Source organism: Mannheimia sp. USDA-ARS-USMARC-1261 (assembly GCF_000521605.1).
GTDB lineage: Bacteria > Pseudomonadota > Gammaproteobacteria > Enterobacterales > Pasteurellaceae > Mannheimia > Mannheimia indoligenes.
Map to the genome: position 1 here is coordinate 40270 of NZ_CP006942.1, position 25501 is coordinate 65770.

Here is a 25501-nt window from a genome sequence, read left to right on the forward strand (position 1 = left end):
ACTCCTATTTATAAAAATTGCTGTTTTCTGATGGCTCAACCCGTTTTACATTCGGTTTCATTGCTTGTTGTGCGGCATTTGGATTTTCAAACACGCCAGCACCGGCAAAGGTAAACATTGCTGCACCCAACACGGTACTTTCAGGGAAATCCACCACATCAATCGGGCAATTTAAAACATCGGCTCGGATTTGGTTCCATAACGCATTTTTAGAACCGCCACCTACGCAAATTAAACGCTCGGCATTGAAGTTACCCACTTGCTGCAACACATCTAAGCCGGCTTTTAAGCGATAAGCCATATATTCCAAACCTGCACGGTAAATTTCGCCACGCGCGGTGTGCATAGATAAGCCGATAATCGAGCCTGTCTGTCCGGTTGTACCGTCAAAGTTACCCACTAATTTCACGCCGTTTGAGCCGGCAGGCACTTCGCTGGCTTCATTAATCATCGTTGAGTAATAGTTTGGCGTACCCGCTACATCAGAGAAGAAACGTTTACCAAACCATTCCATCACGCCAGAGGCAACCCATTGCACACCCGGGTTGAAGTAGCCAGCTTGGCTGTCAAATTCAATGGTTAAACCGTTTTGAACGAATTGCCATTCCGGTTTCGCTTGTGGGGTGCGAACCATTAAAATTTCCCAAGTACCGGAGCTTAAAACCGGTTGGTTGTAGCCTGCTCCCGAGCCAAAGATGGCGAATTGGGTGTCGTGTCCGCAAGAAATGACCGGAATTTGACCGCTTAAACCAAGCTCGTGGGAAATGTCTCCTTTTAATGTTCCCACAACTTCTCCCGCACTTTTCATCGGTGGGAAGTGGTTTTCGGTTAAGCCTAGTAAATCCAAAACTTCTTTATCCCAATGATCGCTTTCAATGTTTGTCATCATTGAGGTTCCCGCCATAGTGCGGTCGGTGCTTTTCACACCGGTTAAGCGATACGTTAAGATAGAAGAAATAAATAAGAAACTGTCCGCTTGAGCATAAATTTCGGGTTTGTTGCGTTTAAGCCATAAGAGCTTAAATAACGTATTGAAACTGTAATGACCCACCCCGTTACGACGATATAGTGCCTCCACATCAATATCGTTAGCGATATTTTCCATAATCGACAGAGTTCTCGGACATTTCCAAGAAATAATCGGATAAAGTTGATTGCCGGCTTTATCGAAAAGTGTACCGTCCACGCCAAAAGTGGTAACTGAAATCCCAACAATCTCTTTTCGTTGTTGTTCTGAAAGTTGAGAGAGCGTTTGTTTGGCACAGGTCATCAGTTTTGACCAGATTTCTTCAATATCCCAAATATGGAATTCAGGATTTTCTGCACCCGGTTGTGTATTATTCGGTAAGTGATGTGCCGCCACAATTTGACCTGTTTGGTCGATTGCAATAGTGCGAAGGTTTGTAGCACCACAGTCAAAAATAAGGGCAATAGACATAGGTTTTCCCCTTGTTATTTCCTTGTAGGGACGCACTATGTGCGTCCGTATCGTTTTAGGTTTGATCAAGCGGTCTTATTTGCAAATTTTTTTACAAATTTAACCGCTTGTAAGTGCTTATTTATAAAGCGGTCCGAAGTTTGCACACGCACGGTAGTCTTGACCTTCTTTGTCTTGACCGAAACCGTTCCACGCACTTGGACGGAATACATCTTTATCTTCCACGTTGTGCATACAAACCGGAATGCGTAACATTGAAGCAAGAGTGATTAAGTCTGCCCCCACGTGTCCGAAAGTGGCTACACAGTGGTTTGCTCCCCAGTTTGCCATCACGCTATACACGTCTGCGAATGCACCTTTACCGGTTAAGCGAGGCACGAACCAAGTGGTTGGCCAGGTTTCATTGGTACGTTTGTTTAAGGTGTCGTGAACGTGTTCCGGTAGGTCGATTGACCAACCTTCCGCAATTTGTAATACAGGACCAATGCCTTTGATGAGGTTGATGCGGTGCATCGTAAACGGCATTCCGCCTTTGGTTAAGAATTGAGAAGATAAACCGCCGCCACGGAAATATTCGTGCACTGCCGGACACCAACGGGTATTCTCTAAGCAACGTTTGCCGTCTTCTTCTGTTACTTCCCAAACCGGTTTGATAACAGGTTTGCCGTCTTTGTCGGTATGCTGACCTGTGCCGTCTAATGCTGCTGAACCTGAGTTGATTAAGTGGATAAAGCCACTTTCCGGACGCCAGCCGGTAACACGTTCAACAGAATCTTCGCTCCAGTAAGTACGCACATCCGCAAATACTTGGGCTTGACCGGTTAATAAGTTACCGAACAACATATTCACGCCGTTTAAGCTGTCGTTTTCGGTTGCCATAATGTATGGTGCTCGTACACCGTTCCAGTCATAGGTTGAGTTGAGCGTTGCCTCTAAGAAATCGCCGTTTGGTAAATGGTCTGTCCATTGGCGTTGTCCTTGGAAACCGGCTGCAATCGCATTATGACCTAATGCCTCTTCGCCATAACCTAATTCTGCTAAACGTGGGTTGCCGACCATTAAATCACGGGCGATGATGGTCATTTTCACCACATCTTCCCAAAGTTTGGCACGCTCTTCTGGGCTACGTTGGTTTTCCGGTGTATTCACATCAACACCTTCTTTGCAATAGGTTTTCACCCATTCCATCGCTAATTTAAATTCTGCGTCATCGTAGATGTTGCGATCTAAACGGCGTTTAATTTCAGTCATATCCACATATTCATTACGCATACCTAAATATTCTTGGAAGAATTGTTGGTTTACGATAGAACCCGCGATACCCATTGAAACTGAACCGATAGATAAATAAGATTTGCCACGTAGGGTTGCCACCGCTAAGCCTGCACGAGCAAAACGTAATAATTTTTCACGCACATCCGCAGGAATGGATTGGTCGCCTGCTTCTTGCACTTCTGTGCCATAAATAGAGAATGCCGGTAAACCTAATTGGCTATGACCTGCCAAAGCAGCGGCTAAATACACCGCACCCGGGCGTTCTGTTCCGTTAAAGCCCCAAATGGCTTTCGGCATATGTGGGTCCATATCAATGGTTTCAGAACCGTAGCACCAGCAAGGGGTTACAGTAATTACGGCACCGACATTTTCACGTTTGAATTTTTCGGCACAAGCCGCAGCTTCGGCAACGCCACCGATGGTGGAATCAGCAATCACACATTCAACGAAATCGCCATTTGGGTGGCGGACTTCAGATTGAATTAATTGTGCAACGGCTTTTGCCATATTCATTGTTTGATCTTCAAGTGATTCACGCACACCTAAACGGCGACCGTCAATGGTTGGGCGGATACCAATTTTTACAGGGGTAGATTTCAACGTTGTCATAAATAGTTCTCCCGATTGGTTAAAAAAATTTGTGATTGAATTTATTATGCATACGCAATATGAGTTATGAAGAAAAATGCGAATTTAGTTTAAATTTTGTGAGTGCGATCACAAAAAATGGGGGATTTTGGTAAAAATGAGTGAAAAAAGAATGCCCGATTTTGTTTTATTTCTGAAAAAATCGGGCAAATTCGGGCAGAAATCACTAAATAATGATTTCAATTTGATGTGCTAAGCAATAATTTTTGAGAAAGTCTGGTGGGGGTTGGTTGATAAATAATTTATCAATGCAAGATAAATCTTCGATACGAAACAAGTCTTTACGCTCAAATTTACTGTGATCGGCTAATAAAAAAACCTGTTTACTGTTCGCAATTAATTTACGTTTAAGGGAAATATTAATTTCGTTAGACTCCCAAATCGCACCGTCTGCAATGCCTGTACAAGAAAGAATTGCCAAATCAATTTTTAAACGGGTCAGTAACTGCTCGGATAATGGACCATAGAAGGCATCGTATTTTTCGGAATAAATACCACCGGTAGCAATCGTTTTAATGTGCGGTTTGTGTGAAAGGCTGTAGATAATCCGCATTGAACTGCTGACAACGGTGCAGGGAATATTTGGAATACGCTGTGCCACATTCCAAGAGGTTGAGCTGGCATCTAAAGCAATCACCGATTCAGGTTGTAAATATTCCAACACATTTTCTGCGATACTGCGTTTCGCCTCACTGTTCAGTCGTTGTCGGGTGGTAAATGAGCGACCAATATCTCGCTTTTTGTGGCTCACTGCCCCTCCGTGAGTGCGATGTAATAATCCATCTTTATCTAGCTTATTTAAATCTCGGCGGATAGTTTCAATAGAAACCCCACAATGTTCCGCCAATTCTTGAACGTTAGCTTCATCAAACTGTTCTATATATTCCATTATCTGTTTGTGTCGCAGCTGCATAATCTATCCTTTTTGTAAATTTTTCTCCAAATTTAACCGCTTGTAGCGTTGCTGTCGAGCAAGCAAATTTGATTTTTAGAAGGCGATCACATTTTGTGTTGCAAGCGGTTAAATTTAGGGAACTTTTTGTGAAATTTGTAATATATTTTGTGAAATTTCATTTCAGACTAATTGACAACCATTTTTATCTCTGTAAAATTCGCTTTGTTTGATGTTGAGAATTGTTTTTAATATCAAAATTTGGTAATCCTCTTAAATAACTTACCTAAGGAAATGTTTCGAATGAAAAAATTTAAATTACTTCCTGTTTCAGCTGCAGTATTGAGCGTACTTGCTGCAAATGCAATGGCTCAAACTGCTTCAACAGATACAGTAGCATTAGATACTGTTACTGTAACCGACAATCAAGGCTTAAAAGTGCAAAGCAATGTGGTAACAACACAGAAAAAAGATGAGAGCACACAAACAGACTTACGTGGTTTATTAAAAGATGAGCCGGCAATTAGCTTAGGTGGTGGTAACGGTACATCACAATATCTCTATATTCGTGGTATGGGTCAAAACTCAATTGATGTAAAAGTAGATAACACTTACTCAGATAGCCAAATTTTGTATCATCAAGGTCGTCATATGTTAGATCCGGCATTGGTGAAAATTGTTTCTGTACAAAAAGGGGCAGGCAGTGCTTCAGCCGGTATTGGTCAAACTAATGGTGCAGTAATTGCTAAAACCGTTGATGCATTAGATTTATTAAAAAACAGCGATAAAAACTTCGGTGCAAAATTAGGTACAGGTATCAGCACAAACCACGCTCACAATTTCAATGCAACCTTATATGGTAAAGGTGAAATCTTTGATGCTTTAGTTTCAGGTAATCTTGTGAGAGATCGCGACTATAAAGGCGGTAAAGATTACGTAAACCAATTCGGCACAAACCGTGTTCCGTATAGTGCATTAGATAAAACCAGCTTCTTAGCTAAATTAGGTGCAAAATTAGGAGATCACCGTTTTGTATTAAGCCATTCAAGTGAGCGAAATGAAGGTCAGCGTTTAGTGCGTGAAGAATTTGATGTAGCACCTAACGGCACAAAGGTTTCTCCGTACAACCGCTTAACTGTAGAACGCCAAGCTCCAGCTAACCGTAGAATTACGGTTCAAAGAACTAACTTAGAATGGACTGGCAAAAACTTAGGCTTTGCTCAAGAAGCGACAGCTAACGTTTATCAATTAGTGCAAGGTCGTTGGTCTGAACACGAAAAAGGTAACGGCTACGCAGGTAATGTAGATTATGCAACGAAAACTAAAGTTGTTACTCACGGTGCGAATGTAAACTTTGATTCTGCCGTTCACGAAAATGTATTATTAAAATACGGTGTGAACTATCGCCACCAAGAAGCTAAACCACACACTAAATTTAACCCTCTTGTGAAAAACCAAGAGAAAACCGATACCGGCGTGTATGTTGAAGCAATTACTGCTCCAGTAGATAAAGTAACTTTAACTACCGGTGTACGTTACGACCACTTCAAATTCAAAGCAATGGATGGTAAAGAGCGTAGTAATGGTGCATTCAGCCCAAGCGTTGGTCTTATCTATGAGCCAATTGAACACTTAAGCTTAAGTGCAAGCCACAACTATGCAACTCGTAGCCCTCGTCTGCACGATGCGTTAATGGCACACGGTAAGCGTGGTATGGTAACAATTGGTGATAACACCAAAGCAGAAAAAGCTCGCAATACTGAAATCGGCTTCAACTATAATGACGGCACATTTAGCTTTGATGGTAGCTACTTCTGGCAACATATCAAAGATGCTTTAGGCACAACAAATGGTCGTGATAACCACGGTAATGCAGCACAAGCGATTGTGAATGGCGGTAAAATTAAAAATCGTGGTTATGAGTTAAATGCAGGCTACCACAATAACGGCTTTACGGCTCGTGTTGGTGTTGCTCATAGCAAACCTCGTTTCTACACACAAACCGTGATGCAACGTAATAATCAAGATAAGTTAGTTGAAACTGCATTGTTAAGCAGTAACCCGGAATACGCATCAGCTATCGGTCGTACTTGGACAGCTTCTTTAAGCTATCGCTTTGAACAACCAAATTTAGAAGTTGGCGTACACCACCGTATTGTTGAGAAAGTGAAACCTGAAGATAATTTCTTCGTTACGGGCGGAACATTACAAACAAATACAGGTACAGGTAAAGACAGCTACAATGTAACTGATATCACCTTAAACTGGAAACCACTTAAAGATGATAGCGTGAATGTAAACTTTGCAGTGGATAACGTGGCGAATAAAAAATACAACGCACACGGTCAGCGTGGTCAATTATCAGCTCGTGGACGTGAATTCCGTGCAGGTGTGAACTACACGTTCTAATTCTTAAATCAGACTAAAATGCCCGATTGAACTAACATTCTCAATCGGGTATTTTTTATGTTACAAGCGGTCACTTTTTCCAAAAATTTTGCTATTCAGCAAACATTTCCTGTAATACAGCTAATAACTGAGCGAGCTTTTCATTTTCTAGCTCACCTACTTTTTTGACTAAACGAGTTTTGTCCACTGCACGGATCTGCTCAGGTAAAATCAGTCCCGATTTTCCTTGAAAATCAATAGGAATGCGAAACGGAGCAGGGCGACTGCCGGTTGTCATTGGGGCAATTAATGCGGTGCGAAGATAGTCGTGAATTTCGGGCGGAGAGATAATCACGCACGGACGGGTTTTCTGAATCTCGCTGCCAACGGTTGGGTCAAGATTGACCAAATAAATGTCACCCCTTACCATATCCATTCGTCCTCAGAATCCATCGGAAAATCAAGCAACTCATCATCGCCTTGTTCTGCAATTTGACGAGCTGCCGCCGCCCAACCATTGCGGATATTTTTCGGTGCAGAGAGAATAATTTTATCTTCCTGAACCTCCATTTCTAACTGATTTGCCAGCCCAAGTTGTAATAAAATTGCCTTTGGAATAATCACCGCTTGTGAATTTCCTACCTTACGAAGTGATACTTGCATTTGGTTTTTCCTTTATAATGTAATAACAAAGTTATTATACCTTGAGTAAGTACATATGCAAGCGGTCAAATTTCCTCATTTTTTGCAATTTCCTCTTTGTTTTATCAATAACGTGATTTATAGCAATCGTTTGCGTTATCCGATATAATAAGCCCCAATTCTTATCCATTTCTTAAAAATACGGAATCAAATCAAATGACTATGCAAATCTTTCGTGGCTCGCCTGCCCTTTCAGAATTTCGTTTAAATCAACTTCAACAAAAATTTGTCGCCGCCAATCTGCCGGTGAAATCGATTTACGCAGAATATCTGCATTTTGCAGATTTAACCGCACCACTCTCGGCAGAGCAAGAAGATAAAGTAGTTCAGTTATTACACTACGGTCCAACCCTTGCGGAGCACGAGCCTGTTGGTGAAACCTTTATCGTGATTCCTCGTTTAGGCACGATTTCTTCGTGGTCGTCCAAAGCGACCGACATCGCCCATAACTGTGGCTTAGAAAATATCGCCCGTGTGGAGCGTGGTTTAGCTTACTATTTTGAATTTGAACGTGCTTTAACTGCTGAAGAAGAAAGCAAACTTGCAGCCTTGTTGCACGACCGTATGATGGAAACTGTGATTCGCAATGCAGATGATGCAGCGGTGTTATTCAAACAACAGGAACCAAAACCGTTCACCAGCGTAGATATTTTAGGTGGCGGTCGCAAAGCGTTAGAAGAAGCAAACGTCAATTTAGGCTTGGCGTTGGCGGAAGATGAAATTGATTATTTGGTGGAAAATTTCACCGCACTAGGGCGTAACCCGAACGACATTGAGCTTTATATGTTCGCCCAAGCGAACTCAGAACACTGCCGCCACAAAATTTTCAACGCAGACTGGACGATTGACGGCGTGAAACAGGAAAAATCCCTGTTCAAGATGATCAAAAACACCTTCGAGAAAACCCCTGACTATGTGCTTTCCGCCTATAAAGACAATGCAGCGGTAATGGAAGGTTCAACGGTTGGCAGATGGTTTCCGGATCAAGACGGTCAATACCGTGCCCACCAAGAACAAGCCCATATTTTAATGAAAGTGGAAACCCACAACCACCCAACCGCTATTTCGCCATTCCCGGGGGCTGCGACCGGTTCGGGCGGTGAAATCCGTGATGAGGCTGCAACAGGTCGTGGAGCAAAACCGAAAGCCGGTTTAACAGGCTTTTCGGTATCTAACCTTGTGATTCCAAACTTTGAACAGCCTTGGGAAAATCCACTGTCTAAACCGAGCCGTATTGCGTCAGCACTCGATATTATGATCGAAGGTCCACTTGGTGGTGCTGCGTTTAACAATGAATTTGGTCGCCCTGCTTTATTAGGTTACTTCCGTACTTACGAGGAAAAAGTGAATAGCTTTGCAGGCGAAGAAGTGCGTGGCTATCACAAACCGATTATGCTCGCAGGCGGTATCGGTAACATTCGTGCCGAACACGTTCAGAAAGGCGAAATCCCTGTCGGGGCGAAGTTGATCGTACTTGGCGGTCCGGCGATGAATATCGGCTTGGGAGGCGGTGCGGCATCGTCAATGGCATCGGGCAAATCGAAAGAAGATTTAGACTTCGCTTCTGTGCAGCGTGAAAACCCGGAAATGGAACGTCGTTGCCAAGAAGTGATCGACCGCTGTTGGCAAATGGGCAATGAGAACCCGATTTTATTTATTCACGATGTGGGTGCGGGCGGTTTATCTAACGCAATGCCGGAGTTGGTACACGATGGCGAGCGTGGCGGTAAGTTCGACTTACGCAAAATCCTATGCGATGAAAAAGGGATGTCGCCGCTCGAAATTTGGTGTAACGAATCGCAAGAGCGTTATGTGTTAGCGGTTGCCCCTGAAAAACTCGAACTTTTCACCGCACTTTGTGAGCGTGAGCGTGCCCCGTTTGTGGTGATTGGTGAGGCGACCGAAGAGAAACATTTAACCCTACACGATGAGCATTTCGGCAATGATCCGATTGATTTACCGATGAACGTGTTGCTCGGCAAAACCCCAAAAATGCACCGTGAGGTTTCGCAAAAAACTGTTGAAAATGCACCGCTTGCAACGGATGGTATCGACCTGAAAGAAGCATTACACCGTGTATTACGCTTGCCAGTGGTTGCCGAAAAAACCTTCTTAATCACGATTGGCGACCGCTCGGTAACGGGTATGGTGGCTCGTGATCAGATGGTCGGTCCGTGGCAAATTCCGGTGGCAGACTGTGCGGTAACCACTGCAAGCCTTGATAGCTATCACGGTGAAGCGATGTCAATGGGCGAACGTGCGCCAGTTGCACTATTAGACTTCGGGGCATCGGCTCGCTTGGCGGTAGCGGAAAGTATTACTAACATTGCGGCAACCAACATCGGCGACCTCAAACGCATTAAACTCTCTGCGAACTGGATGTCGGCAGCCGGTCACGAAGGTGAAGATGCCGGCTTGTATGAAGCAGTGAAAGCAGTGGGCGAAGAGCTTTGCCCGGCACTTGGCATCACCATTCCAGTGGGTAAAGACTCAATGTCGATGAAAACCACTTGGGAAGAAAACGGTGAGAAGAAAACGGTTACCGCTCCACTTTCTCTTGTGATTTCGGCGTTTGCCCGTGTTGAAGATGTACGTAAAACGGTTACTCCACAACTTCGTACTGATAAAGGGGCAAGCCGCTTATTGTTAATTGACTTAGGCGAAGGCAACAACCGCTTAGGGGCAACGGCATTAGCACAGGTTTATAAACAACTGGGCGACAAACCGGCGGACGTAGTAAACGTTCAAACCTTAAAAGATTTCTTCAACGCAATGCAAGCCTTAGTAGCAGAAGATAAATTATTGGCGTACCACGACCGTTCAGACGGTGGTTTAATCACCACCTTAGCGGAAATGGCATTTGCCGGTAACTGCGGTGTGGATGTGGATATTTCAGCCCTTGGCGACAACGATTTAGCGGTGCTATTTAATGAAGAATTGGGTGCGGTAATCCAAGTTGCTGACAGCGAACTAAATGCGGTGCGTGAGGTGTTAAAAGCTCACAACTTGATTCACGTAACCAAAGAATTAGGCTCTGTGAATGCGGATAACCGCTTTGAAATCAGCCGTGGCTCTCGCAAACTGTTAAGCGAAAAACGCTCTGAATTGCGTGGTATCTGGGCGGAATTAACCCACCAAATGCAACGTTTACGTGATAACCCTGAGTGTGCAGACCAAGAGTTCGCAGCGAAAAAAGATGAGAATAACAAAGGCTTATCTGCATTCTTAACCTATGATGTGAATGAAGACATCGCTGCGCCGTTTATCAACAAAGGGGCGAAACCAAGCATTGCGATCTTGCGTGAGCAAGGCGTAAACAGTCACTATGAAATGGCAGCAGCCTTCGACCGTGCCGGCTTTAAAGCGATTGACGTGCATATGTCTGACTTGATCTCCGGCAGACGCAACCTAAACGACTTCAACGCAATGGTAGCGTGTGGCGGTTTCTCTTACGGCGACGTACTCGGTGCAGGCGGCGGCTGGGCGAAATCGATCCTATTCAACCCAATGTTGCGTGACCAATTCAGCCAATTCTTCGCTAACCCGAACACCTTAGCACTTGGCGTATGTAACGGTTGTCAAATGGTATCGAACTTGGCGGAAATCATTCCGGGTACAGAAAACTGGCCACGTTTCGTTCGCAACAAATCCGAACGCTTTGAAGCCCGTGCTGCAATGGTGAAAATCAACGACACTAACTCGCTCTGGTTCAACGGAATGGCAGGCAGCCATATGCCGATTGCGGTCAGCCACGGCGAAGGGCAGGTGGAATTCAAGCGGTCAGTACAGCTCGAAAACTTGCAAAAACAGAACTTGGTGATCGCCCAATATGTCGATAGCCACCTCAACCCAACCGAACAATACCCAGCCAACCCGAACGGCTCGGCATTGGGTATCACCGCTATCGGCAACACAGACGGACGTGTTGCAATTATGATGCCACATCCTGAGCGTGTGTTCCGAGCGGTAAGCAACTCTTGGTGCCCGGAAGATTGGATGGAAGACGGGGCTTGGATGCGGTTGTTCCGTAGTGCACGTGTAGCGTTGAAATGATGAATGGAAACACCCGCCTTTGGCGGGTGTTTTTTATGAAATAGATAATTATGGAGCATACTATGTTTGAAAATTTATTTATATGGCTTAATTCATTTGAAATATCTAAAAATATTGGAACAAGTCTTGATATAGCAACAGCAATTTCTATTATTGCAACTGCATTAATTTATATTAGAAATCAAAAAAAAGTGTCATATGAGGCTATTCAAAGGAAGAATAAAGAAGCAGAAGAAATAGCTCTGATACAGAAGAAAGAGGCAGAGAAATTACGAAATCAGAGAATTAGTGAACAAGGGTGTTCTGTATTAATCAATGAAATAAGTAATTTAAGTAACTGCTATGAAAAGATTAGTTTAGATAGCAATAAAATGTATAGATTACTTTCCCCATTAATTGTTCAAGATAAAGAATATATATGCCTTGATCCATTTAGAAGTATTAAAGATAACAATGATAAATTTCAACATATTGACTTTATTTGTGATGATAATAATAGGGAGGGTGTTAATAATGAACTGGAAAAATTAACAATAAGCATAAATGAAAAGGTAAACTATATAGCTAGCAGAAATTATGTAGTAATGCCAATTCTAGATGCAATTACAAATGACCTTGAGAAACCGAAAGATAAAGAAAAGATACTGTATGAGTTACATGAATTTCATAAAGAGTTATCATTTGTTGGGTATAAAATAAATAATTGGCGTGTTTTTTGGAAAAGGATATGGGAAATAAGAGACTATATTGATAATTATAAAGAAAAACAACATAATAAGGACTTAGCTAAAGTTATAAAAAGTGATGACGCCTATTTGTTTGAAGGTGAAATACTGGATAGCATAAATAGTTTTATCTATGATGAAAGATTAAAAAGTATATTTGATTTTACAATAAATAAACCTTATTACAATGTAGAAGCTTTAAGAAGAATAGCATCTAGAAAATTGCAAAAAAAACATGGTGGAGTTGTGAGTAAGAACGCTGTTGATAGAGAGATTGTTTATGAAATATTTTCTAATGAAGGTCTTGGGTTTAGTGATTTTGTAAGAACAAGTACGGAATATCTAATTGATAATATTAGGGGTATAGAGAGAATTTTTCATTCATTACTTTCACTATTGTCATCTACTTATTATTATATAATAAATAATGAAGATGGAAATGATTTTCAAAAAATTAGAGATGTTTATAATAGCAAATTAAAAGTTAATAATGTATTGGATGTTGATATTGTTAGTGTGAATAAGGAGATTTACTCAAGGTCTTCTAAATTTAGTTTAATTAAAGATGCTATTAATTTTAAAAAATTTATTGCTTATGAAATGTATTCAAAAGATATGGATTCTATTGCAAGGGATTATTGTTTCGATAGTCATGCTATAATAAGTGCCCAAACATGGGCTGATTCTTTAGGGATAAATCAATTATCTAGAAGGTTAGGTGTATCTAAAAAAGAAGTGTGGGAGATTTTATATAAAATTAATAATTATGTTTCTCTAAAAGAAATTGAGGTGGAACATAATTTAAAGCTAGGGTTGGATTCTGGGCTTGTTCGGCAAATGATTAATAAATGTAAAAAAAATCCAAATTACCAAAGAGATAATGCAATAGAGTTTATAAAAAATACAGTTTCTATTATTAATAAAAAGCTTCTCTCAGAAGAGGAAATGGCTTCAATTCAAAGAATTGATATTGATATTATTCGTAATTGGGTTAAGAATATAAGTTAAACTTTAATAAAAGGCGTAGGCATTCGATGCTTGTTTCCAATGGCGCAAGCGTCCACCCCCGATGGCGCTCGTCTCTGACGAGTGCCTTTTTCTTCTCTGTTAAACGTAACTTTCCTTCTATTAAATTACAGCACTCGTCCGAGACGAGTGCTATCTTTCCTATTTGCAAAAAATTAAGTGAAATTGACCGCTTGTATTTTTGCGATCTCTGTCGAAAAATTATGATTTATTGCTTGTCTGCTGGGAGATTTTGAGTAAATTCAGCTTATTGTGTTTTAGTTGAAGGTATTCTATGAGTAGAAAATACAAAATGAGAAATAGCGATGGGGCTTATTTTTTATTTGTCTGTCGGAGAATTTTGCGTAAGTTCTGCTTATTATGTTTTAGTTAAGGGTATTCTATGAGTAGAAAACCCAAAATGAAAATAGCGATATAACCTATTTCTACCCAGCAATTAATCCCCTATTTTATGTACCAGATCAAATTATTTACACTGATTTATCGGTATTATCTCTCTTTAGTTTTTTTAATTAAGGAGCTTTATATGAAATTCAAAAAATTAGCATTAGCAGCAATGTTAGGTGGCTTATTTGTAACAGCCAATGCGGCAGAATTACCTAATATCACTATTTTAGCGACAGGTGGAACTATTGCCGGTAGTCAGCAGAATGCGAATAGCAGTGCTTATCAAGCAGGGCAATTGAATATTGAAACCTTAATTGAAGCCGTGCCAGAAATGAAAGCATTGGCGAATATTAAAGGCGAACAGATTGTTAAAATCGGTTCGCAAGATATGTCGGATAGCGTGTGGTTAAAACTGGTTAAAGCGATTAATCAACAATGTGCAGCAACAGATGGTTTTGTCATTACCCACGGTACAGATACAATGGAAGAAACCGCTTATTTTCTTGATATGACGGTGAAATGTGAGAAACCTGTTGTATTAGTTGGTGCGATGCGTCCGGCAACAGAAAAGAGTGCCGATGGTCCATTGAATTTGTATAACTCAATTGTGGTGGCAAAAGATCCAAAATCTGCCGGGCGTGGTGTGTTAGTGGCAATGAACGATGTAGTATTGGGAGCGAGAGATGTGACTAAAACCAGCACGACTGCGGTGCAAACATTTAGTTCGCCGAATTTTGGGTCTTTAGGTTACGTCCATAATAGTAAAGTAGACTATGAACGCTCTCCGGAAAGCAAACATACCGTTAATACCCCATTTAATGTGAATGAATTAAATGAATTACCTAAAGTCGGTATTATTTATGCTTATGCTAATATGCCGACAGAGCCGCTTAAAGTCTTGTTAGATGCGGGTTATCAAGGCATTGTAGTGGCAGGTGTTGGTAATGGTAATATGAATGCGGAAAATCTTGCATTATTAGAGGAAGCAGCGAAAAAAGGCGTTGCGGTGGTACGTTCTTCTCGTGTGCCAACTGGCTATACTACTCGTGATGCGGAGGTTGATGATAGTAAATATGGCTTTGCTGCTTCCGGCACGTTAAATCCGCAAAAGGCTCGTGTGTTATTGCAATTATCTTTAACCCAAACGAAAGATATCAAAACTATTCAGCAATATTTTGAGGATTTTTAATAAACGTTAAAGCATATAAAAAATGGCATAAGTGAGTAAACTTATGCCATTATTTTTTGTATGTGGTTTGACTACTGCAAGCGGTGTAATTTTGCTATTTTTTTGCAAATTTAGCCTGTATTTTATGAGCAACAATAAACAGTACTAAGATTCCAATGATAATTGGGTCGAATGTTACGCTTTTTACCGACCAATAATAATGCACCATAGCCAATACTAATGCAGGATAAGCCCACTGGTGAATCGTCCCCCAGCGTTTTCCTAATTTTCGTTTTAGCATTGGCAGCGAAGTTACTGCCATTATGCTTAGAATGAAAAAAGCAGCGGCTCCTAAAATCAAATATGGGCGACCGGCAAGCTCGCTAAAAAATAATTTTACATCAAGGCTTAATTCTAACAATAGATAGCTTGAAATATGTAGAGCTGCCCATACAAACGCCCATAAGCCCAATGGGCGGCGTAAAATTTGATACTGATTTTTCTTTAGGTATTGTAGGGCAATACCAAGTATAAACATTATACAAAAAATGACGATCGCACCATAACCGAGAAAATGCTCCAGCTCTTTAATCGGATCGGCACCTAATACTGTTTCATTACCCGTATATAATAGCTGAGCTACCCAAACTAACGGTAATAAACAGCCGATATGAATAAGTATGCGTAATCCGGTTAACATTAGTAGTTCACCTTTAAATCTAAGCCACGGTATAAATTTGCCACTTCATTTTCGTAGCCATTAAACATTAGTGTTGGTTGGCGTTTGACGGATAATAACCCGCCTGCACCAATTACTCGTTCAGATGCTTGCGACCAACGTGGATGATCAACATTCGGGTTTACGTTAGCATAAAAGCCATATTCATTTGGAGCAAGACTTTCCCAAGTAGTGAGTGGGCGTTTTTCGGCAAAGGTGATTTTCACAATCGACTTAATGCTTTTGAAGCCATATTTCCAAGGCACGACTAAGCGAATAGGTGCACCGTTTTGCGGTGGCAAGGTTTTACCGTATAAACCAACGGATAGTAATGTTAGTGAATTTAAGGCTTCATCTAAGCGTAAAGCTTCTACATAAGGATAATCAATCCCTCCACCTAGCAAGCGATTTTTTTGCCCCGGCATTTGTGCAGGATCATATAAAGTGTGAAAGACCACATATTTGGCTTTACTGGTTGGTTTTGCCATCTCAATTAAGCGAGCTAATTCAAAGCCTATCCACGGCACAACCATTGACCACGCTTCAACACAGCGAAAACGGTAAATGCGTTCTTCTAGTGGAAACGTATTAAGCAATTGTTGATGATTTAAACTAAACGGATTTTCAACTTCGCCGCCAATTTCTAATGTCCAAGGATCGGTTTTAAAGTTTGCCGCATTTTTTGCTGGTGCACTTTTATCCACGCCAAACTCATAGAAATTGTTATAGCCTATTACTTTGTTTTCCGGAGTGAGTTCAAGCCCTTTATTTGGATCCGGTTTAAACTGTAGTGATTGCAAGTGTCTTTGTGTTTCTGCCATACTCACGTTAGGCAATGCAGAAGCTGCAATACCTAAACCTAACGCGGTAATAATTTTACGGCGTTGGTAGAAAATAGTTTCAGGTGTAACATCTTGAATTGTTAATTTTTTCATCGAACTATCCTTTTTTTATGAATTGTTGTTATTATTTTGGACTAAGCTGATCTAGAATTCTTACAAAATAAGTGTAATTTTTTATTGGGTATTCCCTAAAGGAGATATATGAAGAGTCTATCTTCTATACAGATAGAAGAGATTAGAAAGCAAATGGTTAAATTTGCCACCCTACAACTAGCCGATAAAGATTTAGCCGAGGATGTTGTACAAGATGCCTTAACCAATGCCTATAAGCATTCAGCCTCTTTTCGGCGAGAAGCTGCACTTAAAACTTGGATTTTTGCTATTTTAAAGAACAAAATTTTAGATTTCCTCAGAACACGAAAACGACATATTCCGGTCAGTTCTCTATGTGAGGAAGAAGAATCACCAAGTGCCTTTTTCGATCGCCACGATCATTGGTTGGAACATCAAGATGTAACTGAATGGAGGGGGATAGCTCAATCAACTTACCAAAAAGAATTTTGGGCAATTTTTGATATTTGTTTAAATAAATTACCCGCCCAGCAAGCACGAGTATTTATGATGCGTGAACATTTGGAGATGAGTAGTGCGGAAATTTGCCAAGAATGTGAAATTTCTCTCTCTAACTTAAATGTATTACTTTATCGTGCTCGTTTACGTTTACAAGAGTGTTTATCTCGCAATTGGTTTAGAGAGGAATCAAAATGAAATGCAGACAAGCAACAGAACTTATTTCACAGTCTTGTGATGAGAAACTTCGTTTGCAACAACATATGCGTTTGCAGTTGCATCTTTTGGTATGCCCTAAATGCCGCAATTTTAATAAAAATACCAAGAAATTAGGCAAGATATTAAGAGCTTACTGTAACGATAAAGATGCTCCGTTCTGATTTATTATACATTTTAAAAGGAGAAAAAATATGCGTTATTGGTTAATAAGTTTAAGTATGTTATTAAGTAGCTGTGTCGTGCCGGTTACTCCTACAGGGCAAGCCGGTATCCCTATGCCGATTATAATTGGTGTCTCAGATCCACTTGATTCCAAAGAGGTTCACATTTGTACTCTAAAGCCATTTACTCAGGAATATCGTAGTGAACATAGTAGCCGAGGCAGAGCCAAATTAAATGTACAAAAGCAATGCCGTGCAAACCACAGTGAAATGTTTTGTGAAGAAAAAGATATTGTTTGCAAAACCTATGATTAGTTAAACAAGCGGTCGTATTTTATCTGTTTTTTGCAAAATTTTCTTAAAATTTGACCGCTTGTTTATTCTAGCAGATAAAATTTTTATGAGGATTTTCTATGCAACCCATCAATATTGCCATCGCAGGTGCCGGCTTTTCCAGCCGAGTTTTTCATATCCCGTTTTTGAAACAAGATGCTCGTTTTAATATTGTAAAGGTATATGAACGTACCTCTAACAATGCGGCAGAATGGTTGCCGAATGCAGAAACAGTGCGGGATTTCAACGATCTTTTAACGCCAGAAGTGGATTTAGTGCTGATTACCACACCGAATCAAACCCATTATGCAATGATAAAAGAGTCGTTGCTTGCAGGCAAACACGTTTTAGTTGAGAAACCGTTAGTGGCAACAGTTGCTGAAGCGGAAGAATTGGCAGAACTTGCTAAACAGCAAGAAAAGGTACTTTATGTGTACCAAAACCGCCGTTGGGACAGCCATATTGCGACGGCAAAATCGCTAATGGAGCAAAATTTACTGGGAGAGTTGGTAGATTGCGAAATTCGTTTTGACCGTTATGCGAAAGAGAAAAATGCCAAAGTATGGAAAGAATCAGGTGAGCTTGGTACAGGTTTAGTGTATGATTTAGGCGTACATTTAATCGACCAAGCTTTGTATCTTTTTGGAAAGCCGGAGGCGGTGTATGCTGATGTGCGTTATCAGCACGAAGGGGCGTTGGTTGATGATAACTTTGATATTCAGCTCTATTATGCTAACGGTTTTAAAGTGGTGCTGAAAGCCAGCCGATATGCTCGTGAACCTAGCCCGACATTTGTATTACACGGAAAATTAGGCTCTTATCTGAAACAAACTCCCGATAATCAAGAAGATTTGCTGAAAAATGGCGTACAACCTATTGGCAAAGATTGGAATATCGAAGAAAAGGAGAACTGGGGAATTTTACACACTGAAGTGGAAGGCAATGTGGTTCGCCAGCCCTATCCAAATGCAGAAGTCAGTTATCAAAATCTGTTTGATGATTTATACCAAGTGATAGCCCACAATGCCGAACCGATTATCAAGCTAGAGGAAGTCATTTTTGTACTCAAAGTGATTAACGGTGTATTTGAAAGTGCAAAATCAGGGCAAAAAATCTATTTGTAAAATTTTGATCATTTCTGACCGCTTGTAATAAAAAATGGGGGAAAATATATTCATTTTCCCTCTTATGGCATAAGCATCCACGTTTGTGCCTTTTAATACTCAGTTAATTTAAAGATCTAACTGTTAGTCAAAATATCTAACTAAATTCGGAATATTATTTCTCTATCTTAACGCCTTATCCCAAAAACTATCCAACTCCCAATTTTGTGGAATCCCCATATATTCTTTTTGAATTTGAGGGTAGTTATCTAATAATTCTTTTAGTCTTTTTATCCAGGTAGAATTAGGGCTAATTTCATATAACATCACTTGAATAGCAACCAAAATAGGATAAAGACGCTTATCTGCATTGATATTTGTATTATTCAATGAAATTGCAGACGAAAGCCATTGTGTGTTTTTACTTATTGGGATTTTAATAATACGTCCAAATTCTCTATTCCATAGTCGGCTGTGGTGAGCACAAATATTTCGTACATCATTTAAGACTTTTAGCCAAGACTCTAAAATAGGTGCTTGTACACCAAAATGTTGTGCTATTGGCTTTTGGTATTTTTCTAATAATCCTGAGTATAAATGGCTTAACTCTCCCCAAGTTAGCATTTCAATCATCATCCAAGAAGGTAATAATTTAGGTGTGTTATATTGTGTGAGGTAATGCCGTAAGAAATTTTCTTTACGAACATTATTGAGTAAGCGATCACGCTCTTTATCGTCAATATTGTTGTTTTTATATCTTTTTAAAATATGCTTTTCATCACGTTCTAATCGTTGTTGCTCATCAGTAAGTTGTTTTTCGATATTAGCTAGAAGGCGGTAAAGATTAAAATTATTTTGGAAATAATCTTCTTTAATATACCAAAAAGGATTTTGAGATTGTATGCTCATCTCATTATTAATTTTTGTACGAATAGAAACTTCAATACGTTCAATCGCATCAAGCACTATTAATCTTAGTTCACGGTCGAAAATATATAAATTAAGAATATCATTAAATTTGGTATCAGGCTTAAATTGATGAGAAGTATTACCTAGTTGTTGAAAGGGAATCGTATAAGCAGAAAAACGATAATAGCTAATATGCTCTAAATAGCGTTCGGCACGGGTTTCATCGGGAATAATTAAACCTCTCTCTTTCCACTGTTGTACAAGTTCTGAATTAGATTTAGCTGGTTTGATGAATTGGCTCATTTCTATTTTCCGTGTAAAAAAAAACCTGCAAATTTGTGCGTAACTAAGTGAACTTAGTCATAGGCATAGCAGGTATGTTATTTATTATAATATCACAGAAGATATTTTTTACAACTATATCTAAATCTAATAATGCTTCCTTGATAATTTAGCTAACTCCCATTGCTTTTCCCCCTTCAATTGGCTAATATGCAACCTCATCCGTAGTTAGAATACTTAATATGTTAAGTTTTAACTGTTTCTTCAATCTAATAAGGATCATTTCTAATGAATAAACTTATTGCTTCTCTTGTTGCATCAAGCTGTGCAACTGCTTTTGCAGCCCCGGTTCAACACAATAATTTCCACACCAACACTCATACTTATGAATTTACCCAATCTTATGATTTAGTGGTTCCACAAGGTTCTTCCGGCACAACGAATTTATGGATTCCGCTGCCGTCTGATACCGACTATCAAACTGTTAAATCCATTGAATTTGAAGGCAGCTATAAAACGGCGTATATCACCGAAAATAACGCTTATGGTGCAAAAACCCTTTATGCCACTTGGGATAAAGATGCACCGAAACGTGATATGAAAGTGAAATTGGTTATCCAAACTCAAGACCGTGAGCCAATGGCTCAAGGGGCGTTGAAAGATTACCAAATGCCGGAAAAAATCATCTATTCTGTGGATGTGTTGGAATACCTCAAACCAACCGCACACATTAAAACAGACGGTATTGTGAAAGAGTATGCCGATAAAATTGTGGGTAACGAGAAAAATCCACTGAAACAAGCTGAACTTATCCACAACTGGATTGTAAACAATATGGAGAGAGATAATTCCGTATTAGGTTGCGGTGATGGTGATGTGGAAAAAATCTTAACCACCAAAGTGCTGAAAGGCAAATGTACCGACATCAACTCTGTATTTGTGGCATTAGCTCGTGCTTCAGGCATTCCGGCACGTGAAGTGTTTGGTATCCGTTTAGGTAAAGCGGATAAAATGAGCCAATATTCCAAAACCGCTTTCGGTAGCTCAAAAGATGGTATTGCAAACGAAAACAGCGGACAACACTGCCGTGCGGAATTTTATTTAGCCGGCTTCGGTTGGGTGCCGGTGGATTCTGCCGATGTAGCGAAAATGCGTTTAGCCGAGAAAAAAGAAGTGGCAGATGCTGATGTTCAAGCGGTGTCGAAATACTTATTCGGCAACTGGGAAATGAACTGGGTCGGCTTTAATCACGGTCGTGATTTCAACTTATATCCACAACCTGAGTTAGCACCGCTTAACAACTTCGGTTATCCGTATGCAGAAGTAGGTGGCGATCCGTTAAATTCCTTTGATGCAAAAGAATTTGGCTATGAGCTCATCTCCAAAGAATTATAATAGTAGCTATAACAACAAATTCATTACAATGTGTATCACCGCTGTAGTAACAGCGGTGAGTTCCACCTTGTGTTGCATTGCACCGCTCATTTATTTGTTGTTTGGAATTTCATCTCCTTGGCTGATGGAATTAAATCAGCTTGAATTTTTGCAAATTCCAATGCTAATTCTTTCACTTTGTGCATTTGGCTACGGTTTTTGGCTACTTAATTTTTCCAATAAGATTATTTGCACCAAATACTTCTCTCGCAGAACCTTAGTGATTTTGTATTGGGTGGTGTTTGTTATTGTGATGTTCTTTCTAACTTACCCTTATGTTTTGCCTTATATTTTAGAAATGTGGGGTGGAGAATAAAATGAAAAAATATGTCGCATCTGTGTTGTTGGCTTTTGGATTGATTAATTCAAGTTATGCACAAGAAAAAGCCGTTCAAACCGAAATGCAACAAGCTGAAAAAACGGTTGTACTTCACATTCCTGAAATGTACTGCCAGCTTTGTGTCTATTTAGTAAATAAAGAATTGCGAGCGGTAGAAGGCGTAATTTCGACCAAAGCCTCAATGAAAGAACGAACCGCAACCGTAGTCGCCAAAGCGAATGTGGATAATCAAGCGTTAATACAAGCGGTCGAAAAATTGAAATATTCTGCAAAAGTGATGTAAGAAATAAGCTCAAACAAAGGTTTGAGCTTTTTCTTTTATTAATCCCTCTCTCATTTTCTTATCAAAGTATTCATCTATATTTGTTTTCAAAATAAAACAAAATTGATTTGATTTGAAATGTTTTTCTGGTTTTGTGATCTTAATCACAGTTTTCAAAATGAAAATGTTTTACTATTTGCACATCTCGACACAGAGATGAAAAAATGTAATTTTTATTTTGAAAAATACGGAGGTCTTTATGATCGAAACAATCACACACGGAGCAGAATGGTTTATCGGTTTGTTCCAAAAAGGTGGTGAAACCTTAGTTGGAATGATAAATGGTATTTTGCCTCTTTTAATTTCATTACTGGTAGTAATGAATGCATTGATCAAATTCATTGGGCAAGATCGTATTGAAAGGCTTGCACAACGCAGTGCAGGAAACCCGATTTCTCGCTATTTAATCTTACCTGTTATCGGAACATTTGTTTTTTGTAATCCGATGACATTGAGCTTAGGGCGTTTCTTACCTGAGCGTTACAAACCAAGCTACTATGCAGCTGCATCTTATAGTTGCCACTCAATGAATGGATTATTCCCTCATATCAATCCGGGTGAGTTATTCGTTTACTTAGGTATCGCCAGTGGATTAACCACACTAGGCTTACCACTTGGTCCTTTAGCTATCAGTTATTTGCTAGTAGGTATGTTCACTAACTTCTTCCGTGGCTGGATTACGGACTTCACTACCGCATTTTTTGAAAAGCGAATGGGTATTACATTAGATAAAGAAGTTCATTTATCTCACTAATTAAACAGAATGAAAAGTAGAGGAATGTATTATGAGTAACAAAGCTATTTATATTGAAAAAGGCAATGGCGGTTGGGGTGGTCCATTAACATTACCTGTAGTAGAAGGCAAAAAAGTGCTTTATATGACAGGAGGAACACGCCCTGCCATTGTGAATAAATTAGTGGAATTAACAGGCTGGGAGGCAGTAGACGGCTTCAAAGATGGCGAGCCACCGGCGGAAGAAATTGGTATTGCGATTATTGATTGTGGTGGTGTATTACGTTGTGGGCTTTATCCGAAACGCCGTATTCCAACTATTAATATTCACGCAACAGGTAAATCAGGTCCATTAGCTGAATTTATCGTAGAAGATATTTATGTATCGGCGGTAAAAGAACATAACATTCGCTTAGTTGATGCAGAAGAGGCTTCTTCTGTAGTTACTGAGCCCAAAACAGTCGTCCCAAGCCAAGCGAAAGAGTATGACTCAAGTAAAAAAATTACCGAGCAAAGTGATGGTTTATTAGCAAAAATTGGAATGGGAATGGGCTCTGTTGCAGCATTATTCTTCCAAGCAGGACGAGATACGATTGATACCGTGCTTAAAACCATTTTACCGTTTATGGCATTCGTTTCCGCCTTAATCGGGATCATTATTGCTTCAGGCTTAGGAGATGTGATTGCACACGGCTTGACACCGTTAGCTAACAGTCCAATCGGATTAGTGATTTTAGCCTTGATCTGCTCATTCCCTCTCCTCTCGCCATTCTTAGGTCCTGGAGCGGTTATTGCACAAGTTATTGGGGTGTTAGTAGGTACACAAATCGGTTTAGGCAATATTCCACCACATCTAGCCTTACCTGCTTTATTCGCAATTAATGCTCAAGCTGCTTGTGATTTTATTCCTGTCGGTCTTTCAATGGCAGAAGCAAAACAAGATACCGTAAGAGTGGGCGTTCCTTCCGTATTGGTCGGTCGTTTCTTAACCGGGGCACCAACAGTGCTGGTTGCTTGGGCAGTTTCAGCATTTATCTATCAATAATGAATTACAAGCGGTTAAATTTACAAATTTTTTTGCCAAATGCACCGCTTGTAAATAAAGAGAGAACATCTATATGGCAATTATTTATACAACGACCTTTACTAAAATTGGTAATTTTGCTCAAGAATCCTTACAAGACAATATGTTAATTACTTTTAAACAGGGTGCTCCTGCAGACTTGGAAGATTATTGCTTCATTCATAATCCATCTGAATTAAGCAGCCCTTTACAAGTGGGTGATATTGCAGAGTTTGATGGTGTAGATTATCCAATTACAGCAGTCGGTAGCGTTGCATCAGAAAACTTATCATCGCTCGGACACATCACTTTCCGCTTTGATAGTTCAGCAGAGGCTGAATTTCCGGGAAGTGTTCACGTTATCGGAACACCACCGCAAGGTTTATCGGAAAATTCAACCTTGATTATCAAGCGTGATTAATAACGGATTACAACTTATTTCAAATTGAAAATTTAGAGGAATACATTATGAAAAATGAAAAAAAAGTGGCTATCGTTGTAGGTGGTGGTCAAACACTTGGAGCTTTTTTATCTGAAGGGTTAGCTGATGCTGGCTATCGTGTAGTTGTTGCTGATTTAAACGGTGAAAATGCACAAAAAGTGGCTAAAGATATTAATGCAAAACAAGGCGAAGGTAATGCGATTGGCGTGCAAGTAGATGCTGGAGATGAACCAAGTGTTGAAGCATTAGCTAATGCTACCGATGCCGCATTTGGGCGTGCAGATGTATTAGTTTATAGTGCAGGCACGGCAAAAGCATCGCCTATTTGGGATTTCAATTTAAACGATTTTGATTTATCGGTAAAAGTGAATTTAACAGGTTATTTCTTAACCGCAAAACATTTCTCTCGTTTAATGATTCGTGATGGAATTAAAGGACGGATTATTCAAATTAACTCAAAATCAGGGAAAGTTGGTAGTAAATATAATTCAGGTTATAGTGCCGCAAAATTTGGCGGCGTAGGCTTGACACAATCTTTAGCGTTAGATTTAGCAGATAAAGGCATTACCGTGCATTCATTAATGTTAGGTAATTTATTGAAATCACCGATGTTCCAATCGTTAATTCCACAATATGCAGCGAAACTTGGTATTCCGGAAAGCGAAGTAGAACAGGTTTATATCGATAAAGTACCTTTAAAACGTGGTTGTGATTATCAAGATGTATTGAATGTCTTAAAATTCTATGCCAGCGAAGAAGCAGCGTATTGCACAGGACAGTCTATTAATATTACCGGCGGACAGGTGATGTTCTAAGAGCATAAGCGGTTGGTTCTGTTCATTATGGAAGTTGCAAAAAAATGAACAAAATCGACCGCTTGTATTTTATTTGGAGGAGCAATGAATTCAACAACCGTCTTCATTATTTTTGCTATAGTAATGTGGCTTTTACAAATTTTATTCGGGTGGCTTCAAATCAAAGCATTTAATCAAGCCTTTATGGAAATTAGCCGGAAAGGAAAAGTAACTGTTGGGCGTAACAGTGGTCGCTTTAATCCAAAATCCATTATTGTGCTGGTATTTGATGAGCAGAAAAAAATTGTTGATAGCCTTTGTATGAAAGGATTCTCTGTTTTTGCCAGACCACAAAAATTAGATGATGTAATTGGCTTATCCATTGATGAAATTGTACCAGAAAAAATCTTTCCAACGGATAAACGCTCACAGTTTGCCTTAAAAGTAGCTATCTCTTCCGGATATAATGCTTAGGATCAAAAATAATATAATTTTTATTTCATTTTGAATATTTTTTATTTGAAATGAGATAAT

At 39.9% G+C, this 25501-nt stretch carries 24 protein-coding genes; 16 read left to right on the forward strand and 8 right to left on the reverse strand.

Features of this window, described 5'->3' with window-relative positions; translation table 11 throughout:
* Positions 1 to 4: 4 nt before the first annotated feature.
* The 3 genes from fucK to X781_RS00190 form a co-directional block, all read right to left on the reverse strand.
* Positions 5 to 1438, reverse strand: coding sequence for an L-fuculokinase (fucK, locus tag X781_RS00180; RefSeq protein ID WP_025234987.1), 1434 nt, complete (start codon positions 1436 to 1438; stop codon positions 5 to 7).
* Between the two features lie 117 nt (positions 1439 to 1555).
* Positions 1556 to 3322 (reverse strand): L-fucose isomerase, encoded by a 1767-nt coding sequence (fucI, locus tag X781_RS00185; protein ID WP_025234988.1) that lies wholly within the window; start codon positions 3320 to 3322, stop codon positions 1556 to 1558.
* A 205-nt stretch (positions 3323 to 3527) separates the two neighbouring features.
* On the reverse strand, positions 3528 to 4274 hold the full coding sequence (locus tag X781_RS00190; RefSeq protein WP_025234989.1) for a DeoR/GlpR family DNA-binding transcription regulator: 747 nt from the start codon (positions 4272 to 4274) through the stop codon (positions 3528 to 3530).
* Positions 4275 to 4556: 282 nt separating this feature from the next.
* Between X781_RS00190 and X781_RS00195 the strand changes: the two genes are divergently transcribed.
* Positions 4557 to 6662 carry a TonB-dependent siderophore receptor gene (locus X781_RS00195; protein WP_025234990.1) on the forward strand — a complete coding sequence of 702 codons (2106 nt, stop codon included), beginning with the start codon at positions 4557 to 4559 and terminating at the stop codon, positions 6660 to 6662.
* Positions 6663 to 6753: 91 nt separating this feature from the next.
* Here X781_RS00195 and X781_RS00200 read toward each other — a convergent pair whose 3' ends face one another.
* Together X781_RS00200 and X781_RS00205 are read right to left on the reverse strand one after the other, a co-directional pair.
* Complete coding sequence (locus X781_RS00200; RefSeq protein ID WP_200865315.1) at positions 6754 to 7071, reverse strand: type II toxin-antitoxin system PemK/MazF family toxin; 318 nt, start codon at positions 7069 to 7071, stop codon at positions 6754 to 6756.
* Complete coding sequence (locus tag X781_RS00205) at positions 7065 to 7304, reverse strand: AbrB/MazE/SpoVT family DNA-binding domain-containing protein (RefSeq protein WP_025234992.1); 240 nt, start codon at positions 7302 to 7304, stop codon at positions 7065 to 7067. Before X781_RS00205 ends, X781_RS00200 begins: the two co-directional genes overlap by 7 nt.
* A 195-nt stretch (positions 7305 to 7499) precedes the next feature.
* Here X781_RS00205 and purL point away from each other — a divergent pair, with 195 nt between their 5' ends.
* From purL to ansB, 3 genes are all read left to right on the forward strand, one after another.
* Complete coding sequence (gene purL / locus X781_RS00210) at positions 7500 to 11396, forward strand: phosphoribosylformylglycinamidine synthase (protein ID WP_025234993.1); 3897 nt, start codon at positions 7500 to 7502, stop codon at positions 11394 to 11396.
* A 62-nt stretch (positions 11397 to 11458) separates the two neighbouring features.
* Positions 11459 to 13129 carry a hypothetical protein gene (locus X781_RS00215; RefSeq protein WP_025234994.1) on the forward strand — a complete coding sequence of 557 codons (1671 nt, stop codon included), beginning with the start codon at positions 11459 to 11461 and terminating at the stop codon, positions 13127 to 13129.
* A gap of 544 nt (positions 13130 to 13673) precedes the next feature.
* Positions 13674 to 14723: an L-asparaginase 2 gene (ansB, locus tag X781_RS00220; RefSeq protein WP_025234995.1), complete on the forward strand. Its 1050-nt coding sequence runs from the start codon at positions 13674 to 13676 to the stop codon at positions 14721 to 14723.
* A gap of 94 nt (positions 14724 to 14817) precedes the next feature.
* Here the strand turns inward: ansB and X781_RS00225 are convergent, their stop codons facing one another.
* Both X781_RS00225 and msrP read right to left on the reverse strand, forming a co-directional pair.
* Positions 14818 to 15402: a protein-methionine-sulfoxide reductase heme-binding subunit MsrQ gene (locus X781_RS00225; protein ID WP_025234996.1), complete on the reverse strand. Its 585-nt coding sequence runs from the start codon at positions 15400 to 15402 to the stop codon at positions 14818 to 14820.
* Positions 15402 to 16355, reverse strand: a complete 954-nt coding sequence (msrP, locus tag X781_RS00230) for a protein-methionine-sulfoxide reductase catalytic subunit MsrP (RefSeq protein ID WP_025234997.1) — start codon at positions 16353 to 16355, stop codon at positions 15402 to 15404. Before msrP ends, X781_RS00225 begins: the two co-directional genes overlap by 1 nt.
* A gap of 153 nt (positions 16356 to 16508) precedes the next feature.
* Here msrP and X781_RS00235 point away from each other — a divergent pair, with 153 nt between their 5' ends.
* The 4 genes from X781_RS00235 to X781_RS00250 all read left to right on the forward strand — a co-directional run bounded on the left by X781_RS00235 (position 16509) and on the right by X781_RS00250 (position 18669).
* A complete protein-coding gene (locus tag X781_RS00235) occupies positions 16509 to 17030 on the forward strand; it encodes a sigma-70 family RNA polymerase sigma factor (protein WP_025234998.1) in 522 nt (173 codons plus the stop codon).
* Positions 17027 to 17212, forward strand: coding sequence for a zf-HC2 domain-containing protein (locus X781_RS00240; protein ID WP_006249756.1), 186 nt, complete (start codon positions 17027 to 17029; stop codon positions 17210 to 17212). Before X781_RS00235 ends, X781_RS00240 begins: the two co-directional genes overlap by 4 nt.
* A gap of 30 nt (positions 17213 to 17242) precedes the next feature.
* Positions 17243 to 17527 (forward strand): hypothetical protein, encoded by a 285-nt coding sequence (locus X781_RS00245; RefSeq protein ID WP_025234999.1) that lies wholly within the window; start codon positions 17243 to 17245, stop codon positions 17525 to 17527.
* 98 nt (positions 17528 to 17625) lie between these two features.
* Positions 17626 to 18669 carry a Gfo/Idh/MocA family oxidoreductase gene (locus tag X781_RS00250; RefSeq protein WP_025235000.1) on the forward strand — a complete coding sequence of 348 codons (1044 nt, stop codon included), beginning with the start codon at positions 17626 to 17628 and terminating at the stop codon, positions 18667 to 18669.
* Positions 18670 to 18831: 162 nt separating this feature from the next.
* On the opposite strand, the gene X781_RS00255 is transcribed toward X781_RS00250, so the two are convergent.
* Positions 18832 to 19860, reverse strand: a complete 1029-nt coding sequence (locus X781_RS00255) for an Abi family protein (RefSeq protein WP_038643830.1) — start codon at positions 19858 to 19860, stop codon at positions 18832 to 18834.
* A gap of 267 nt (positions 19861 to 20127) precedes the next feature.
* On the opposite strand from X781_RS00255, the gene X781_RS00260 reads away from it, so the two are divergent.
* The 8 genes from X781_RS00260 to gutM all read left to right on the forward strand — a co-directional run bounded on the left by X781_RS00260 (position 20128) and on the right by gutM (position 25441).
* Positions 20128 to 21234, forward strand: a complete 1107-nt coding sequence (locus X781_RS00260; RefSeq protein WP_025235001.1) for a transglutaminase-like domain-containing protein — start codon at positions 20128 to 20130, stop codon at positions 21232 to 21234.
* A complete protein-coding gene (locus X781_RS00265) occupies positions 21209 to 21589 on the forward strand; it encodes a mercuric transporter MerT family protein (RefSeq protein ID WP_025235002.1) in 381 nt (126 codons plus the stop codon). Before X781_RS00260 ends, X781_RS00265 begins: the two co-directional genes overlap by 26 nt.
* A gap of 1 nt (position 21590) precedes the next feature.
* On the forward strand, positions 21591 to 21896 hold the full coding sequence (locus X781_RS00270; RefSeq protein ID WP_025235003.1) for a heavy-metal-associated domain-containing protein: 306 nt from the start codon (positions 21591 to 21593) through the stop codon (positions 21894 to 21896).
* A 238-nt stretch (positions 21897 to 22134) separates the two neighbouring features.
* The gene (gene srlA / locus X781_RS00275) at positions 22135 to 22689 is read left to right on the forward strand and encodes a PTS glucitol/sorbitol transporter subunit IIC (RefSeq protein ID WP_025235004.1); all 555 of its coding nucleotides are present in this window, start codon (positions 22135 to 22137) and stop codon (positions 22687 to 22689) included.
* Positions 22690 to 22720: 31 nt separating this feature from the next.
* On the forward strand, positions 22721 to 23713 hold the full coding sequence (gene srlE, locus X781_RS00280; protein ID WP_025235005.1) for a PTS glucitol/sorbitol transporter subunit IIB: 993 nt from the start codon (positions 22721 to 22723) through the stop codon (positions 23711 to 23713).
* A gap of 73 nt (positions 23714 to 23786) precedes the next feature.
* Positions 23787 to 24152 carry a PTS glucitol/sorbitol transporter subunit IIA gene (gene srlB / locus X781_RS00285; protein ID WP_025235006.1) on the forward strand — a complete coding sequence of 122 codons (366 nt, stop codon included), beginning with the start codon at positions 23787 to 23789 and terminating at the stop codon, positions 24150 to 24152.
* Positions 24153 to 24199: 47 nt separating this feature from the next.
* On the forward strand, positions 24200 to 24988 hold the full coding sequence (srlD, locus tag X781_RS00290; protein WP_025235007.1) for a sorbitol-6-phosphate dehydrogenase: 789 nt from the start codon (positions 24200 to 24202) through the stop codon (positions 24986 to 24988).
* 84 nt (positions 24989 to 25072) lie between these two features.
* Entirely contained in the window at positions 25073 to 25441 is a 369-nt protein-coding gene (gutM, locus tag X781_RS00295; protein ID WP_038643832.1) for a transcriptional regulator GutM, read from the forward strand.
* Positions 25442 to 25501 lie beyond the last annotated feature (60 nt).